Here is a 17,805-nt window from a genome sequence, read left to right on the forward strand (position 1 = left end):
GCGCAGCGAGGCTGCGATCGACCCCGCAGGGGGCGCAGGGATCCTGAAGTCGCTGGAGGACCTTCGGTCCTGTCGCAGCCTCGCTGCGCTCGGCAGCGGCTACAGGGATGAGCGTGTTCGTTGGTGCTGCCGAAATTCCCCCGGCGTCATCCCGGTCCGGCCCTTGAACGTGCGGTGAAACGAGCGTGGTTCGGTAAAGCCCAGGTAATAGGAAATGTCCTGGATCGGCAGGTCGCTGTGCAGCAGGTAATGCTCGGCCAGTTCCTGGCGCAGGTCGTCGAGGATCTGCTGGTAGGAGGTGCCGGCCTGTTGCAGTTGGCGCTGCAGGGTGCGCGGCGACATCGCCAGCAGATCGGCCACCTGTTCCTTGCGCGGCAAACCTTCCTTGAGCAACTGGCGCAGGGCGTTTTTCACCTGCAGCGCCAACGGTGCTTCCTCCAGCGACGCCATCAGGCTCATGGCGTGTTCTTCCAGGGTTCGCAGCAGTTGGGCATCGGCCTGGCGCAACGGCAGTTGCAGGTAACTCAGCGGCGCCAGCAAGGCCGAGCAGCTCTGTTCGAACAGCACCGGGCAAGCAAAAAACGCTTCGTATTGTTCCAGCGTGGTGCCGACCGGCAGCGGGTGTTCGAACCACACGGCGCTCGGTGAGAGCTGGGTGTCGGCGATCCAGCGGGCGTAGAGCAGCCAGGAGGCGAGCACGTTTTCCACCAGCTGGCGGCGGGTGTCGGAGGTCGGCAGGCGGCAGTTCCAGATCAGGCGGACCTGGTCCTCGATCATCTCGATGCGACTCACCCCCATGTCGCCCACCAGTTTTTCGAACGGCATGATCCGGCTCATGGCTTCGCCCAGTGTGGCGCAGTTCATGGTGATGTAGCCGAGCACGCTCCAGGAATTGGGCAGCACATAGCGGGCGGCGTTGAGGCCGAACAGCGGGTCGCCGGAGTGTTGGCAGAAATACCCCAGCAGGCGTTCGTGGGCCTCGACGGGCAGGCGAAGGCTGTTGTCGTTCAGTTGTTCGGCGGCAAGGCCCGCGGCGTGCAGCGCGGGGGCGGTGGGCAGGCCGAGGTGTTCGGCGTGGCGCAGGTATTTGAGCAGCGGTGGGACCGAGGTGTAACCAAGGGGCTGCATGGTGGGGTTCCTGGCGGTGGGCGCGCTTTTTGAGGGTAAAGGTAAATGCCTATGATCCCGGGTGCAACGCTGGTCTTGTAGGAGCGAGGCTTGCCCGCGATGACGGTGGTGGCCTCGCAGGGAATGTTGGGCGGTGTACACGGTAACTCAAGACTGTGGGGTGCCGGCCGATCTGCGAGAGGTAGGAAAATTTACGGGGGGCCTGAAAAGTGCTCCCCAACAACCCCAGGAACGGAATCCAAAGATGAATACGACACCTGTATGGCCGGAGGTTTTTCTCGGGGCTTTTGATGCGATCAGCGAGCGCCTGGGGCAAGTCCTGCAACTGAGCGATTGCCGGGAGCACTGGATTCAGGCGGAGCTCAGCCTGTATGCCTGGCAGCATGGTTATCCGGATATCTGGACCAGCGGTAAGGCCGGTGGACGCACGAAAGTCGACTTGTACACGGAAGATCTCGACATGGCGGCCGAGGTGAAATGCCTGGGGGATGTGTCTTTTGCCAAGTGCCTGATGGGCAAGGGGATGGGCGAGACCCGATCCGTTCTTCGAGAGGATGGGGATGGGCGACTCTGGTTTCCGCAGGTTGACCGGGGTGAGTCTTTGGTCTGGTCGGTGTTTGCGGATCTGCGTCGGCTGCAACGGATGGAGATGGCTCGGAACAAGTTTCTCATTCTGGTGATTGCCAAGGACTACGTGGCTGAGACGGAGATGGGGGAGGTGCTGCGGCGGCTTCGTTTGTCGGAAGAGGAGTGGTCCTTGGAGTTGAAGAGCGCCACGGTGCGGATCTGGCGGATCGAGTAGCGCGGGCTTCTGTAGGAGCGAGGCTTGCCCGCGATTGCGGTTCTGGCCTCGCCGGGGATGTTGGACGGTGTACATATCCGTTTCTGCGGTAACGGCTGCTTATGGTTCCGCCCTTACGGCCATCCCTTTCAAGGTCTTTTCGTTTTGGCAGCCTTGATGACCCTGTCTGTTGAAACGTGGGCATGTACCGCCGTCCCTTGAACCCATGTCCTGGGCTTGGGTACCTTGGGGCCTCGTTGGCTTTTGGCGACTTGCTTGGGTTGAATGTTCTTGGCTAATTCCAACAAGCGCTGGGCCAGTTTTTCCATTGAGACGATCGGTAGATATTCGACGGGCAGAGCGATCTGCATGCCCTCATATCCAGCTCTGACCTGGATCGCCAAGTGATAGATCGAAGCCTCCCAGCCCTCAGGCTGAGTCTCTCGATGAGCGTGTTCGACGCTGCGCTTGAGCAAGGCCAGTACGTTGTACGCCAGCACGGCAGTGGTGAATCCAAGCAAGGCAGCTCGTGGACTGCCGAGGGATTCAATTTCACTTTCCAGAATGGCTTCCAGTCGCTGGAACATCCCTTCAATACTCCAACGACGGCGATAGAAGTCCGCGATCTGCGGTGCGCTGATGCTCTCGGGCAGGTTGCTCCAGAACATCAAACTGCGGTCACCTGAGTCGTTTGGTGAATGGAGCGTCAACTCGATGCGTCGCCACTGATGCCCCCCTCTTACCTCAATGCTTTGTTCACGCACCGTACCTGTTGCAACAGGCAAAGATGCTTGCCACTCGCCCTCTTGAATCAGGCGCGGGTGCTTGGCCTGCTGGCGAATGACAAATGACGTTTTCACTTGTTCACAGGCCTCCATTACAGGAAGCGTGCAGTAGAGCCGATCAGCGATCCAAACCTGGTTCGTCTTGGCATCGGACAGTAGCGGCAACACGCAGACTCGCTCGCTTGCGTAGGCGTCTTCGCAGGGTTGCAGGTCAATGACCTGATCCAGGTCGGGATCGTAGACCACGACCGAGAATCCGGGACGAGCCGCTCCGCGCTCGTGCCGTAGTGCTCCAAGGCGCTTTTCGGTGGACGCCAGGTGGCTGCCGTCTACCACCCGAACCTGCCAATCGGGCAGCATGGCTGAGCCCCCCAACTCCTTGATCGTCGGAGTCAGGCGCTGCGCGCAACCTGTGACCAAGGCGCGCAACAGAGCCGGTTCGGTACGGCTGACCTTGTCGTAAAGGGCCGCCAGGCTAACCGGAAGATCCTCCAGCTGCTTGGCCGCGGCATGTAATGACGGCTTCAAGCCCAATGAAACAAGGGACATGAGCTTAACGATGGTTGAGAACAGCAATTCGCGGGAGTACTGCCGTTGCCGGTGTTCTTCGAAAACCTGATCGACCCACTCCGGCGCAATGGCTTGCTCCAAGGCAAGTTTGGCCATCACGCTGGCAGGTGCTTTTTTCTCGAATCGCGCTAGTACATCGGCCCACATCGTTCGGGTCTTCCTGACTGAATTTCAGCGGATTTTACCCAAGACCTTGAAAGGGATGGCCGTAAGGGCGGAACCCTAAGTCGCCGTTACCAAAAAAATGGATATGCGCACGAACCAAAAAACTTGATCACGATCAATGGCAACCCAACCCACACTCCGTAACCTCACTGCATCTTGTGTTTTAAGAATCAAAAACATCTATATGTAGTATGCGGAGGTCAAATGCACAGCACGCTGATCAGGGTGGGCAACAACCGCCTGCACAAACGCGATGGCAGCCTGGTTGCCTTCGATGCGGACAAGATCCGCCAGGCGTTGATCGCCGCCGGCAAAGCCAGCGGCGAGTACGCCGACGTCGAGGCCGAGGGTTTGCTCAAGGCGGTGCTGGCCCACCTTGAGGGGCATGCGCGGTTGCATGTGGAGCAGATCCAGGACCGGGTCGAGCGGGTACTGATGGACGCCGGGTTCTTCCTCGCCATGCGCGCCTACATCGTCTACCGCGAACAGCATGGGCGCCTGCGTCGCGACCGCAAGACCCTGGTCGAGGTGGCGGCCTCGATGAACGAATACCTCGACCGCGAGGACTGGCGGGTGCAGGCCAACGCCAACCAGGGGTATTCCCTGGGCGGGCTGGTGCTCAACGTGTCCGGCAAGGTCACCGCCAACTACTGGCTGGACGAGGTCTACAGCCAGGAGATCGGCCGCGCCCACCGCGAGGCGGACCTGCATATCCACGACCTCGACATGCTCGCCGGCTACTGTGCCGGCTGGTCGCTGCGCACGCTGTTGCATGAAGGCCTCAATGGCGTGCCGGGGCGGGTCGAGGCCGGGCCGCCCCGGCACCTGAGCAGCGCCCTGGGGCAGATGGTGAATTTCCTCGGCACCTTGCAGAACGAATGGGCCGGGGCCCAGGCCTTCAGTTCCTTCGACACCTATCTGGCGCCTTATGTGCGCAAGGACCGCCTGAGCTACCCGCAGGTGCGCCAGGCGATCCAGGAGTTCATCTACAACCTCAACGTGCCGTCGCGCTGGGGCACCCAGACGCCCTTTACCAACCTGACCTTCGACTGGGTCTGCCCGGAAGATCTGCGCGAGCAGGTCCCGGTGATCGGCGGCGAGGAAATGCCCTTTGCCTACGGCGAGCTGCAAACGGAAATGGACCTGCTCAACCGCGCCTATATCGAAGTGATGCAGGCCGGCGACGCCAAGGGCCGGGTGTTCACCTTTCCGATCCCGACCTACAACATCACCCATGACTTTCCCTGGGACAGCGAGAACGCCGACCGCCTGTTCGAGATGACCGCCCGCTACGGGTTGCCGTATTTCCAGAACTTCCTCAATTCGGACATGCAGCCCAACCAGGTGCGCTCCATGTGCTGCCGCTTGCAACTGGACGTGCGCGAGCTGCTCAAGCGCGGCGGCGGGCTGTTCGGCTCGGCGGAGCAGACCGGTTCCCTGGGCGTGGTGACGATCAACTGCGCGCGCCTGGGCCATGTGTTCAAGGGCAATACCAGCGGCCTGCTGCAACGCCTGGACGCGCTGATGGAGCTGGCGATGGAGAGCCTGGAGGTCAAGCGCAAGGTGATCCAGCACCATATGGACGCCGGCCTGTATCCCTACACCCAGCGTTACCTGGGCACGCTGCGCAATCACTTCTCGACCATCGGCCTCAACGGCCTGCACGAAATGCTGCGCAATTTCAGCGGCGACGAGCAGGGCATGCACACCGAGCAGGGCCGCCAGTTCGCCCTCAGGCTGCTGGACCATGTGCGTGCGACCCTGGTGCGCTTCCAGGAAGAAACCGGCCACCTCTACAACCTCGAGGCGACCCCGGCCGAAGGCACCACCTATCGCTTCGCCAAGGAAGACCTCAAGCGTTACCCCGGCATTCTCCAGGCCGGCAGCCGCGAGGCGCCGTACTACACCAACTCCTCGCAGTTGCCGGTGGGCCACACCGACGATCCGTTCGAGGCCCTGGAGCTGCAGGACGAACTGCAATGCAAATACACCGGCGGCACCGTGCTGCACCTGTACATGGCCGAGCGGATTTCCTCGACCGCGGCTTGCAAGCAGCTGGTGCGCAAGGCCCTGGGACGCTTCCGCCTGCCGTACCTGACGGTGACCCCGACCTTTTCCATCTGCCCGGTGCATGGCTACCTCGACGGCGAACACGAGTTCTGCCCCAAGTGCGACGAAGCCCTGCTGCAGGCCCAGGCCTCGGGCGCTGTGCACTGACCTGTCTTCCCCCAACCGCAAGGAGTTCCACCATGAACCCACAGCACACACTGCCCCAGGCGCAACGCCAGCGCTGCGAAGTCTGGACCCGGGTGATGGGTTATCACCGTCCGGTCTCGGCGTTCAACCCGGGTAAACAGTCCGAGCACCGCGAGCGCGTGCACTTCACCGAACAGGCGACCGCGGCAGGGCGCCAATGAGCCGAAAGATGCGGGTCGGGGGCATGGTGCCCCTGACCACTCTCGACTACCCGGGCCTGCTCGCCTGCGTGCTGTTCTGCCAGGGCTGCGCCTGGCGTTGCCGCTACTGCCACAACCCGCAACTGATCCCGCCGCGCGGCAGCGAGGAGCTGGACTGGTGCCGGGTCCTGAGCTTCCTGCAACGCCGCCAGGACCTGCTGGACGCGGTGGTGTTCAGTGGCGGCGAGCCGACCCTGCAGGACGGTTTGCCGGGGGCGATGGAGGAAGTGCGCGCCATGGGTTTTCGCATCGGCCTGCACAGCGCTGGCATCAAGCCGGCGGCCTTTGCCCGGGCGGTGGCCGGCGCCGACTGGGTCGGCTTCGACGTCAAGGCCCTGGCCGAAGACGCGCCGATGCTCACCGGCGTCCCGGGCAGCGGCAAGGCCAACTGGCGCAGCCTGGAGCTGCTGCTGGACAGCGGCGTCGACTACGAATGCCGCACCACCGTGCACTGGCACCTGTTGCAGCCGGCGCGCCTGCTGCTGCTCGGCCAGCGCCTGCAAGCCCTGGGGGTCAAGCGCTTCGCCGTGCAGATGGTGCGCACCGCGCGCATGCTCGACCCGCAATTGCCCTGCACGCCGCAACAGGTGCTGGTGCCCGACCTGTGGCAGCACCTGCGCGAGATGTTTCCGGTGTTTGTGTTGAGGGGGTAGGGCAGGGCGCGTGGCTAGCCGTCCAGAACCGATGTCGATTCGACTGTTGCATTAACCTTGGCGCCCTCCGGGCATCAAGGTTGCTCAACATCGCGGTCGGTGTTCGATGCCTCCGTACCCCTCAGTTGGCCCCACCGTGCGGTACGAGCAAATCTGCTTTGCCCGACCGGATTTCAGAAACCTCCCACATACACCCCCCAGCGCAAATTGCTAGCTTCGCTGCAACAAAAACCCAGCAGTCTTTCCAAAGACTTGCCAGGGGCACTGCTGTTCAGCTTGAGGAAAAGCAACATGTTTGCGCCTGCCCATACTGCGCATTTCACGCTCTCGATCCCCTCTGTTCGCCATGACTTCAGGGTGCTGGCTTTCGACGGCACCGAAGCCCTCAGCACCCTTTATGGGATCCGCGTTGAACTGGTCAGCGAGAACCCTGACTTCGACCTGGAGAGCCTGCTCAATCAGCCGGCCTTTCTCCGGTTTGGTCTCAATGGCGAAGGCCTTCATGGGCAGATCGAAGATCTGTATGTGGGAGAGGTGGGCAAGCGCCTGACGCGCTATCACCTGACCCTGGTGCCGGTATTGCACTACCTGCAGTTCAGCTTCAACCAGCGGATCTTCCAGCACTTGACGGTGCCGCAAGTTGTCGCCCAGGTGCTGGGTGGCCATGGCATCCAGCCCGACGCCTATACCTTCAATGTCAGTACCAGTCCGGAGCGCGAATACTGCACCCAGTACGGGGAAAGCGATTTCGAGTTCGTCCAGCGCTTGTGCGCCGAGGACGGCATCGCCTGGCACCATCAGCATTCGGCCGAGGGCCATCTGCTGGTGTTCAGCGATGACCAGACTTTTTTCCCCCTGTTGGGGGATGTGCCGTACCAACAGGATACGGGCACGGTAGCGGACCATCCGGTGGTCAATCGGTTCTCTCAGCGCTTCAGTACCCGTACCAGCACCGTAACGCGTCGCGACTACGATCTGAAACGACCCAGCCTGCTGCTCGAAAACCAGTTCACCGCGGAGTTTCAGCCGGCGCTCGAGGACTATCGCTACCCCGCACCTATCACCACGCTGGAGCGCGGCAAGGTGTTGGCCAGGCAGGCCCTGGAGCGGCACCGCGTCGACTATCAGTTGGCTGAAGGCCAAAGCGATCAGCCGATGCTGCGTAGCGGGCACTTCTTCAGCCTGACCGGACACCCGCGCAAGCGCTGCAATGACCTGTGGTTGCTGTTGAGCGTCACGCATTGCGGCCGACAACCGCAGTCGCTGGAAGAATCCGTCACCCGTGATATTCGACCCGAAGACGGCTTCACCCAGGGTTACCGCAACAGCTTCACCGCGATTCCGTGGGACGTGTTTTTCCGTCCTCCGCTGCTGACACGCAGGCCACTGCTGGGCTGCCAGACCGCCCGGGTCACCGGCCCGGCCGGCGAGGAAATATTCTGCGATGAGTTTGGTCGGGTGAAGGTCGAGCTGCACTGGGACCGCCTGGAGCTGGGTAGCGACAAGAGCAGCTGTTGGCTACGGGTAGCGTCAAGCTGGGCGGGGGAAAACTTCGGCGCGGTGACCGTTCCGCGGATTGGAATGGAAGTGGTGGTGAGCTTCCTCGAAGGCAACCCTGACAGTCCGTTGATTACCGGCGTTGTGGCCAACAAGAGCACACCCGTGCCGTACCCTCTGCCGGCGAACAAAAGCAGAACCGTATTGCGCAGTCGCAGCACGCCAGACAGTGGCGGCTACAACGAACTGTCGATCGAGGACCGTGCCGGACAGGAAAAAGTCTACCTGCGCGCGCAACGTGATCTCGAGCAACTGATCCTCAACGACAGCGACACCACGATCGGCAACGACCGGCGCGAGCAGATCACCCGGAACAGCCACAGCCTGATCGGCAATGATCGCTTTGATCAGGTGGACAGCAACAGCTCCAGCCTGGTCAAGGGTGACGAACTGCACACTACCCAAGGCGTGCGGAACACCCAGATCGGTGGCAATGAGCTGCTCTCCATCTCGGGCAATGGCAGCATCACCGTAGGCGGAACCTGGGTCGTGCAGGCGGGGCCACAGGCCCGCGTCACTGCCACTGATGTGGTGGTTGATGCGAGCACAAGCCTGACGCTTAAAGCGGGTGGGCAGCACATTGTCATTACCCCTGGGGGGATCTTCAGCAGCGTGCCTATCGTCCTGGGCGGAGCGCCTGTGGCAGGCATTGCGCCACAGCAGGCCCTACAGGCACTGGCCGAGGAGCCGCAGACCATCGTTGCCAATTCGTTGGCGCTCGTTGCTGCCGCCAAGCAGCGTGCTGCGGACTTCTGCCCACTCTGCGAAGCCTGCCGCGACGGGCAGTGCGCTATTGGAGAAGTTGCATGAGTACGCCCGAACAATGGATGCGCGTCCAGGGTGAGCTCGGCCAGCGCCTCTACCTGATACTGGACTCCGTTGGTCAACTGGAGGAGCGCAATGCGCTGCTCAACGAGTGGGACAACGACCAGTACCGCAATCTGTATATCGGTACGCCCGCCAGCTCGCTGGCGGCGGTGGCGCCATACCTGTTTCAACTCGATACCCTTGATCATCCGATCATCCAGGCACTGCTCAAGTCGCCTGAGCGGCACTGGGGGTGGCTGGCCAGCAGTGCAAGCGGCGATCTGGATCTGTTGACCCAGCATTGGCGCGCTCGCCTGGTGACGGGCGAGCGGCCGAATCAGGCCCTCTATCGTTTTCATGATAATCGCGTCCTGGGGCGAGCCTTGGCACACCTGCGCCCTGAACAACGCAGCGAATTCCTCGGGCCGATAGCCAGCGTGTGTTACTGGCAGGATGGACAATGGGCTGCCGCCTACAATCCCGCACCGGGCGAGTACTCGGTACCGCCCGACCCGGCGTGGCTTGCTATCCCCTCGGCCCCGGACACGGCGGCAGGCATTCAGATCGACAACGCCCGGCGCTACCTGATGGTTGAACAGATAGAGCGGCTGGCCAAGCTGGCCGAGCAACAGAGTGCGGATGCCTGGTTGCAGGCTCAGTTAGAGTTGGCCCGCGCATGGGGCTGGCAGGCGCCTGATCAGGTCAGGTTTCTGCTCGTGCAATGTTTGCAGGCTCCAGGCCATGTCCTGCCCAGTTTCTGGTTACCCCAGGACAACGAAACACCGATGGCGCACTTTGCGCGCGTTTATCAGGAAGCACAGTTCTGGCAAGGAGACGCCGTCGTATGAAACGCACCATTCAAAACCTGATGCTCTGCAGCGGGCTGGCACTGATGCAAGGCTGCGTCGCCAAGCCCAACAGCTTTACCTTTACAGCCGACTTGCCACCGGATTTTGCCTATGTCGCAGCGGTGTTCTATGTGCCTGCCAAAGGACAGACCTGCACGGTGGCCAGGGCAGACAACCTGGCGCCGCAGTTCAACCCTGAGTGGCGGACCGAATACAAGCCGGACGCGCAAATCGAGATACGCCGAACCCGCAATGGTTGCCCGTTGGTGGTAGACCGCGTCGAGCTGGATATCAAAGCGGTGTACGGCAAGAGCTGGAGCACGGTTGGTGTCGATACCGCCAGGATTACGGTGCGCGAAGAACTGCCCGAAGCGGCCAAAGGCACATTCAACGCCGTTGGGGAAAGTGAATTCTCTGGCCAGTGCCAATGGCTGTTTCGCACGATTGGTCCTAATCGCTATATCACCAAGATCCTCGATTGCAAAAAGATGGATACGTCCGGCGAGCTACTGAAGAACCGACCTTTCGCGGCTTACACCCTGGATCAACTACCGGGTAAGACCGTGAGGCTGAAGATCAAGCTGGCCGCTGAGGAAAGGCCGGCTATCGGTGACACCTGGGTCAAGGTGCCGGGTGGTTGGAAGCGCTGCATGGGTGATGATTTTGCTGACCAATACGCGTTTTGCTACGGCAACTACAAGGATTTCAGCACCTTCAGAATGCCGGATGGCCGTAGTTGCAGCATTTATCCGGGATGTACTGAAGCCAAGGAGGTGACCCCATGAGCCTTAAGCCAATGGAGGAATGGGAACTGCCTTTCTTCGATACTCGCATGCATGCTTGCCCTGAGCAGACTCACTCGACCAGTTTTCAGTTGGTGGATGAACGGGGAGATGGCAAACCCTATGCTGGCTTGGCCTATGAGGTCACCGATTATGAGGGCGCTACCTACCTGGGCGTCCTAGATGAAACCGGATCTGGAAAGGTCAATCGACACTATTGCGGGCCGGTGGTGCTTGAGTTGGATCAGGCCTATCAAGGGAATGAGAAGAGCTATACGTTTTTAAAAGAGAGGCCGCACTACCCGCTCCCTATCACCGAACTGCAAGTTCGTGCCGAAAAGACCCGCTTTTTGAACCCAAGCGGCGCCCGTACTCAGTCCAACCCCGCGCAAGAGCAGGCCGACTTCTTCTGTCAGGTTGAGGTGAGCGAACTGGTGGGGCATCGTGCCCACCTACCGCCCCTGGCACCCCGAAACTTTCCACCCCAGCACCATGTGCACTCGTTGATGCGCCAGCCGGAATCGGAGGGTTCTAAATCTCCCCGGACTCGAGGCATCGCGCTGTTGCCGAACAAGCATCATGTGCTGGAGGTTCGTCCGCTGCGGGCGTTGAGCCCCTTATTCTCCACGGACAAGGAGTTCTGCTCGCTCAATCTGTACCAACTGGCATTGATGGCGACCCTGAGCTACAGCCCGTTTGGCCAAGTCCCTGACACACAGCCGGTGGTGAGCGATAGCGTGAGTTTCCCGACTCAGCCCAGCGTCGGTAACTGGTTTGGCGATGGGCTGGCCAGGTTCGATGAGCTTTGGCGGGTCGAAGCGAGCCAGGCACCCAAGGAAACCTACTACCCCCTATATGCAGACGTGGCGTATTCCAAGCGTCTGGAAGTCATCCCTTTCGACCCTGAACTGTACCCAGAGGTGAACAGTCCTGATTTGGGGACGGAGCAGGAGCATCCCGCCAAGCTCCACTTTTTTGATGATGCGGGCAAGCAGGGTGGTACCGACTCTCAGGTGTTTATCACCCATAACGATGAGCTGGTTTTGCTGGCGATACGGGGGACCGCCGGGGGGGCTGACATGCTGCGTGATATAGACGCTGCACAGGTACCTTTCGAGGAGGGCGTGGGCAAGGTACATAACGGCTTCTATGGTTCTGCAAAGGCCGTTCGGACCTTCGTCGCAACTTACCTGGATAAATTCTACAGCGGGCAAAAGCTGGTGATTACCGGTCACAGCCTGGGCGGTGCCGTGGCCTTGCTGGTCGCGGAGATGCTGCGGCGTGAGGAACGCTATGCAGCGGACATCCTGCTCTACACCTACGGCAGCCCACGCGCAGGCGACAAGACCTTTGTGGACAACGCCTCGACTTTGATGCACTACCGCATGGTCAACCAGAACGACCCGGTGCCGAGTGTCCCGGCTCCCTGGATGAAGACCTCCTGGGGCATGACTGGCCTGGGTGCCATTCTTACATTCGTCAACGTCCCCGCAGGATTGGCGGTGTTGGCCTTGAGCCCGGTGAACATGACCGGCGAGCCTTATACGCACCACGGCGAGCTACGCCACTTCATGCCGCTCTCGCTAAAGGGCGGTGACCGGTCTGCGATCCTCTGGACGCCGGGTTGTGAAACCGTCACCGAGCATGCAGGGGCGGTATGTGCCAAAGCGCTGAAGGCGGAAGGCGGTTTACCCGATCGTGGTGGACTGATACGCCAAATACTGGACAACGCCGATCACAAAATGGTGGCCAGCTACATCCCCCACTGCTGGGCTTCCTTACGTCGCTGGCAAGAGGCGCTGAAGCAGAAACGCGCCTCGGTGACGGGTACAGAGCTTTTCGAGGTAGACAAGGCCCTGGAGGAAATCACCAGGCAAATGATGAAGGAGATCTCCAATTCCACCCCAGCGGGAACGTTCAAGGCATCCCAGCTACAAGACGAAATCGCCAAGGTACGGGAGACCCGGCTTCGTCTGCTGGAATTAAGCAAAGACCCTGTCACTGAGGCGAAGGTCTACGGCTTGATCGCCAACCAGCCCGAGGTACTGGTAATGAGCTTGGAACGCTGGTTAGCGCACCCCTTCAATCGCACGCCTGAACAATTCGCGATGGCACCGCCGGATGCCGACAGCAATGATCGTGCGATTGCCGCCTTGGTGGGCGGCCACGTCCCGGGTGCTGCCTTCGATCTGAATATTGATGCGATTGGCTGACGCCGATCACAAGACACGGGTCAGCCATCGTCCGGATCAATCCGCCTCCTGCCCAGCGGCGATAACAATCTTCTGGTCCCCCAGCCAGCGCCGGGCGCCGCAGCCGTTGCGCGAGTAGATGTCCTCGGGGTTGTTGAGCCCGCAGTGTTCCAGCGACATGCAGCCGCAGCCTATGCATTCCTCCAGGTTCATGTTCAGCCGTTCCAGTTCGGCGATGCGTTGCTGCACCCGGGTTTTCCAGGTGGCGGTCAGGCGTCGCCAGTCCGCGCCCGCCGGTGCCGTGTTGATGGGCAGGCCGGTCAGTTGCTGGATGATTTCGTCGAGGGAGAAACCGATGCGCTGGGCGAACACGATGTAGGCGATCCGCCTGAGGACCGAGCGCGGGTAGCGGCGGTGGCCGCTGCCGACGCGGAGCGAGTGGAGCAGCCCGCGGGACTCGTAGAAACGCAGCGCCGAGGCCATGACGCCGCTGCGCCGGGCGACTTCGGTGATGGTCAGCAGCGGCTCGCTTGATTTGTTCATGGGGCCTCCGAAGGGGCTTTACTTAAAGTTAGCTTTAACTTTTATATTCCGCCTGCCTATAAATCAACAGTGCAGTGACAGCGGAGTCCACTTTCATGAATCGAATTCGCCGGGTGCTCGGTCGAAGCAGTTCTTCAACCCATCGACTCGGAGCGCTGTGCCTCCTGTTGGCGCTGGGCGGTTGTAACGAGAAGACCGAGCCGGTCGCCGCCGCGGCGCCGGTGGTCGAGGTGACGACCGTGAGCGTGCAGGCGGTGCGTGAGTGGGACCTGTTCAATGGCCGCATCAGCGCGATCGATGCCGTCGACCTGCGGCCGCGGGTCAGCGGTTATGTCGACCGGGTGGCGTTCCGCGAGGGCGACGAGGTGGAAAAGGGCCAGACCCTGTTCGTCATCGACCCGCGCCCGTACCGCGAGGCGCTGGCCAGTGCCCAGGCCCGGCTGGCCCGGGCTCGCGCCACGGTGCGCCTGGCCACCGAGCAGGACCGCCGCGGCCAGGCGCTGGTCAAGCAGTCGGCGCTGTCGCGGGAGGAGGGCGACATTCGCAGCGCCTCCCTGGCCCAGGGCGTGGCGGATGTCAACGCGGCCGTCGCCGAGGTGGCCACGGCCCAGCTCAACCTCGACTTCACCCAGGTCCGCGCACCGTTTTCCGGGCGCGTCGGGCGGGCCATGCTGACCCTCGGCAACCTGGCCCAGGCCGACCAGAGCATATTGACCAGCATCGTTTCCCAGGACCCGATGTACGTCTATTTCGACGCCGACGAGCAGAGCCTGCTGCGCTACACCGAGCTGCTGGGCAAGGGCCAGCGCCCGGGGGTGAGCAATACCGTGCGGGTGGGTCTTGCCAACGATGTCGGGACCTTCCCCCTGACCGGCACCGTGGACTTCCTGGATAACCAGGTCGACCCGGCCACCGGCACCATCCGCGTGCGCGCGGTGCTGCCCAACCCCGAGCGCCGGCTGACCGCGGGCCTGTTCGCCCGGGTGCGCCTTGAAGGCGGCAGCGAGACCCGCGCCGTGCTGATCGACGACCGTGCGGTGCAAACCGACCAGGACCGCAAATACGTGTACGTCATCGGCCCGCAAAACCAGGCCCTGCGCAAGGACGTCACCCTCGGCCGCCAGCTGGATGGCCTGCGGGTGATCAGCGCCGGGCTGGCGGCCGGCGACCGGGTGGTGCTGAACGGGGCGCAGAAGATCTTTTACCCGGGCATGGCGGTGGAGCCCAAGGAAATCGCCGCGCCGACGCAGCAGGCCTCGACCGCCGCGCCCCAGACGCCAGTGGCGAAATAAGGGAGAGCGGCCATGGATTTTTCCAAGTTCTTCATCGACCGACCGATCTTCGCCATCGTCCTGTCGATCATCATTTTCGCCCTCGGCCTGATCGCCATCCCGGTGCTGCCGTCGGGGGAATACCCCGAGGTGGTGCCGACCAGCGTGGTGGTGCGCGCCACCTACCCGGGGGCGAACCCCAAGGAGATCGCCGAGTCGGTCGCCGTGCCCCTGGAAGAGGCGATCAACGGCGTCGAAGGGATCATGTACATGAAGTCGGTCGCCGGCTCCAACGGCAGCCTGGCGGTGAGCATCACCTTCGTCCCCGGTGTCGATCCGGACACCGCCGCGGTGCGCGTGCAGAACCGCGTGAGCCAGGCGCTGTTGCGGCTGCCGGAGGAGGTGCGGCAGTATGGCGTGACCACCCAGAAACAATCGCCGACGCCGCTGATGTACGTCAGCCTGCTGTCCCCGGACAACAGCTACGACTCGCTGTACCTGCGCAACTACCTGACCCTGCACGTCAAGGACGAGCTGTCGCGGCTGTCCGGGATCGGCGATGTCGGGGTCTACGGTTCCGGCGACTACGCGATGCGCATCTGGATGGACCCCAACAGCCTGTCCGCCCGCGGCCTCACCGCGGCCGACGTGGTCAATGCGATCCGCGAGCAGAACGTGCAGGTCTCGGCCGGCCAGTTGGGCGCCGAGCCTTCGCCGCAAGGCGCCGATTTCCTGGTGTCGATCAGCGTGCGCGGGCGTCTGCGCAGCGAGCAGGAGTTTGCCGATATCGTCCTCAAGAGCGGGGCGGACGGGCAGTTGGTGAAGCTGTCGGACGTGGCCCGGGTCGAACTCGGCGCGGGCGACTACACCCTGCGCGCGCGCCTGGATGACCGTAACCAGGCAACGGTGGGGATTTTCCTCTCGCCGGGGGCCAACGCCTTGCAGGTCGCCGAGGCGGTCTACGGCAAGCTCGACGAGTTGTCCCAGCGTTTCCCCGAAGGCGTGGCCTACAAGGCGGTGTGGGACCCGACGGTGTTCGTCCGCGAATCCATCAGCGCGGTGCAGCACACCCTGATGGAGGCGGTGGTGCTGGTGGTGCTGGTGGTGATCCTGTTCCTGCAGACCTGGCGCGCCTCGATCATCCCGCTGATCGCGGTGCCGGTGTCGGTGATCGGCACCTTCGCCTGGCTGTATTTGCTGGGCTATTCGATCAACACCCTGACCCTGTTCGGCCTGGTGCTGGCCATCGGCATCGTGGTCGACGATGCGATTGTGGTGGTGGAGAACGTCGAGCGTTTCATCGAGAAGGGCTATGACCCGCGGGAGGCGGCGCACCGGGCGATGAAGGAAGTGTCCGGGCCGATCATCGCCATCGCCCTGGTGCTCTGCGCGGTGTTCATTCCCATGGCCTTTCTCTCCGGCGTCACCGGCCAGTTCTACAAGCAGTTCGCGGTGACCATCGCGATTTCCACGGTGATCTCGGCGATCAACTCCCTGACCCTGTCGCCGGCCCTGGCGGCCAAGCTGTTCAGGCCCCACGGCGCGCCGCAGGACTGGCTGGAGCGCGGCATCCAGAAGGTCTTCGGGGGCTTTTTCCGCGCCTTCAACCGGATGTTCAAACGCCGCTCCGACGGTTATCACGGCCTGGTGTCCTACTCCCTGGGGCGGCGCGGCTCGGTGTTCTTCCTCTACGCCTTGCTGCTGGTCGGCACGGCCTGGCTGTTCAACCTGGTGCCGGGCGGTTTTATCCCGACCCAGGACAAGCTCTACCTGTTCGCCGGCGCCAAGCTGCCGGAAGGCGCGTCGCTGGCCCGCACCGATGCGGTGACCAGCGAGCTGATCGAGAAGGCACTCTCGGTGGAGGGGGTGGATACCGTGCCGGCCTTCAGCGGCCTGAATGCCTTGCAATCGGTCAACACGCCGAATGTCATGGCCGCCTACGTGATCCTCAAGCCGTTCGACCAGCGTCAGCGCGGCGCGGTGGAGATCAGTGCCGAACTCAACGCCAAGCTGTCCCAGGTCCACGAAGGGTTTGCCTATGCGCTGTTGCCGCCGCCGATCCAGGGGCTGGGCAACGGTTCGGGCTATTCGCTGTACCTCGAAGACCGCGCCGGCCTCGGCTACGGCGCCTTGCAGAATGCCTTGAGCGCCTTCCAGGCCGCGGTGGCGCAGACCCCGGGCATGACTTACCCGGTCAGCTCCTACCAGGCCAACATCCCGCAGCTGGAGGTGCAGGTGGACCGGGTCAAGGTCAAGGCGCAAGGGGTGTCGTTGAGCGATGTGTTCAATACCTTGCAGACCTACCTGGGCTCGGTCTACGTCAATGACTTCAACCTGTTCGGCCGGGTCTACCGGGTCATGGCCCAGGCCGACAGTTCCTACCGGCAGACCGCCGAGGACATCGCCAACCTGCGGGTGCGCAACGACCGGGGCGAGATGGTGCCGCTCGGCGCGATGATCACCGTGACGCCCAGCTACGGCCCCGATCCGGTGGTGCGCTACAACGGCTACCCGGCCGCCGACCTGATCGGCGACTCCGATCCCAAGCAGCTGTCGTCGGGCCAGGTGATCGCCAAGCTGGAAGAAATCGCCGCCCGGGTATTGCCCCGCGGCATCACCCTGGAATGGACCGACCTGAGCTACCAGCAGGTCACCCAAAGCCACGCCGCGGCGGTGGTGTTCCCGCTGGCGGTGATGCTGGTGTTCCTGGTCCTCGCGGCCCTGTACGAGAGCTGGACGCTGCCCCTGGCGGTGATCCTGATCGTGCCGGTGTGCATGCTCGCGGCCTTGTCGGGGGTGTGGCTCAGCGGTGGCGACAACAACGTCTTCGTCCAGGTGGGGCTGGTGGTGCTGATGGGCCTGGCCTGCAAGAACGCGATCCTGATCGTCGAGTTCGCCCGGGAGCTGGAGCTCCAGGGCAAGGGCATCATCGAGGCGGCGCTGGAGGCCTGCCGCCTGCGCCTGCGGCCGATCGTCATGACCTCGGTGGCGTTTATCGCCGGTTCCGTACCGCTGCTGATCGGCAGCGGCGCGGGCAGCGAGATTCGCCGCGCCACCGGGGTCGCGGTGTTCTCCGGCATGCTCGGGGTGACCCTGTTCGGCCTGTTCCTGACCCCGGTGTTCTACGTCGCCTTGCGCAAGCTGGCGGTGCGCTACGCGCCGGCGGTCACGGCGTAGCAGGCAGCCCGGGGTGCAGAGGCGGGCGCCCCGGGCCTGTCATTCTTGACCCCGATCAAGGGCATTTCCCCGCGGGCGTCGTAGCCTGGG

The 17,805-nt window shown here is 62.6% G+C and carries 13 protein-coding genes; 10 read left to right on the forward strand and 3 right to left on the reverse strand.

The window, feature by feature from the left end; translation table 11 throughout:
• Positions 1-99: 99 nt before the first annotated feature.
• Positions 100-1,128 carry an AraC family transcriptional regulator gene (locus DK261_RS05400; RefSeq protein WP_110175363.1) on the reverse strand — a complete coding sequence of 343 codons (1,029 nt, stop codon included), beginning with the start codon at positions 1,126-1,128 and terminating at the stop codon, positions 100-102.
• 244 nt (positions 1,129-1,372) lie between these two features.
• Here DK261_RS05400 and DK261_RS05405 point away from each other — a divergent pair, with 244 nt between their 5' ends.
• Positions 1,373-1,930 carry a hypothetical protein gene (locus tag DK261_RS05405; RefSeq protein ID WP_110175364.1) on the forward strand — a complete coding sequence of 186 codons (558 nt, stop codon included), beginning with the start codon at positions 1,373-1,375 and terminating at the stop codon, positions 1,928-1,930.
• 128 nt (positions 1,931-2,058) lie between these two features.
• Here DK261_RS05405 and DK261_RS05410 read toward each other — a convergent pair whose 3' ends face one another.
• Complete coding sequence (locus tag DK261_RS05410; RefSeq protein WP_080710636.1) at positions 2,059-3,360, reverse strand: IS4 family transposase; 1,302 nt, start codon at positions 3,358-3,360, stop codon at positions 2,059-2,061.
• A 273-nt stretch (positions 3,361-3,633) separates the two neighbouring features.
• On the opposite strand from DK261_RS05410, the gene DK261_RS05415 reads away from it, so the two are divergent.
• From DK261_RS05415 to DK261_RS05445, 7 genes are all read left to right on the forward strand, one after another.
• Entirely contained in the window at positions 3,634-5,646 is a 2,013-nt protein-coding gene (locus DK261_RS05415) for a ribonucleoside triphosphate reductase (protein ID WP_009049442.1), read from the forward strand.
• Between the two features lie 32 nt (positions 5,647-5,678).
• Complete coding sequence (nrdD, locus tag DK261_RS05420; protein ID WP_016703255.1) at positions 5,679-5,846, forward strand: anaerobic ribonucleoside-triphosphate reductase; 168 nt, start codon at positions 5,679-5,681, stop codon at positions 5,844-5,846.
• Positions 5,843-6,538: an anaerobic ribonucleoside-triphosphate reductase activating protein gene (locus tag DK261_RS05425; protein WP_177411703.1), complete on the forward strand. Its 696-nt coding sequence runs from the start codon at positions 5,843-5,845 to the stop codon at positions 6,536-6,538. Before nrdD ends, DK261_RS05425 begins: the two co-directional genes overlap by 4 nt.
• A 291-nt stretch (positions 6,539-6,829) precedes the next feature.
• Positions 6,830-8,905 (forward strand): type VI secretion system tip protein VgrG, encoded by a 2,076-nt coding sequence (locus tag DK261_RS05430; protein ID WP_110175366.1) that lies wholly within the window; start codon positions 6,830-6,832, stop codon positions 8,903-8,905.
• Positions 8,902-9,750: a DUF4123 domain-containing protein gene (locus DK261_RS05435; protein ID WP_110175367.1), complete on the forward strand. Its 849-nt coding sequence runs from the start codon at positions 8,902-8,904 to the stop codon at positions 9,748-9,750. Before DK261_RS05430 ends, DK261_RS05435 begins: the two co-directional genes overlap by 4 nt.
• Positions 9,747-10,535 carry a hypothetical protein gene (locus tag DK261_RS05440; protein WP_110175368.1) on the forward strand — a complete coding sequence of 263 codons (789 nt, stop codon included), beginning with the start codon at positions 9,747-9,749 and terminating at the stop codon, positions 10,533-10,535. The genes DK261_RS05435 and DK261_RS05440 overlap by 4 nt, the downstream gene beginning before the upstream one ends.
• Positions 10,532-12,745 (forward strand): lipase family protein, encoded by a 2,214-nt coding sequence (locus DK261_RS05445; protein WP_110175369.1) that lies wholly within the window; start codon positions 10,532-10,534, stop codon positions 12,743-12,745. Before DK261_RS05440 ends, DK261_RS05445 begins: the two co-directional genes overlap by 4 nt.
• Before the next feature lie 36 nt (positions 12,746-12,781).
• Here the strand turns inward: DK261_RS05445 and soxR are convergent, their stop codons facing one another.
• On the reverse strand, positions 12,782-13,267 hold the full coding sequence (soxR, locus tag DK261_RS05450; protein WP_009049439.1) for a redox-sensitive transcriptional activator SoxR: 486 nt from the start codon (positions 13,265-13,267) through the stop codon (positions 12,782-12,784).
• 95 nt (positions 13,268-13,362) lie between these two features.
• Here soxR and DK261_RS05455 point away from each other — a divergent pair, with 95 nt between their 5' ends.
• Together DK261_RS05455 and DK261_RS05460 are read left to right on the forward strand one after the other, a co-directional pair.
• Complete coding sequence (locus DK261_RS05455; RefSeq protein WP_096374565.1) at positions 13,363-14,559, forward strand: efflux RND transporter periplasmic adaptor subunit; 1,197 nt, start codon at positions 13,363-13,365, stop codon at positions 14,557-14,559.
• Between the two features lie 12 nt (positions 14,560-14,571).
• The gene (locus DK261_RS05460; protein ID WP_110175370.1) at positions 14,572-17,715 is read left to right on the forward strand and encodes an efflux RND transporter permease subunit; all 3,144 of its coding nucleotides are present in this window, start codon (positions 14,572-14,574) and stop codon (positions 17,713-17,715) included.
• The last annotated feature ends 90 nt before the right edge of the window (positions 17,716-17,805 follow it).

Origin of the sequence: Pseudomonas sp. RW409 (genome assembly GCF_003184125.1) — a bacterium.
Lineage (GTDB): Bacteria > Pseudomonadota > Gammaproteobacteria > Pseudomonadales > Pseudomonadaceae > Aquipseudomonas > Aquipseudomonas chlororaphis_I.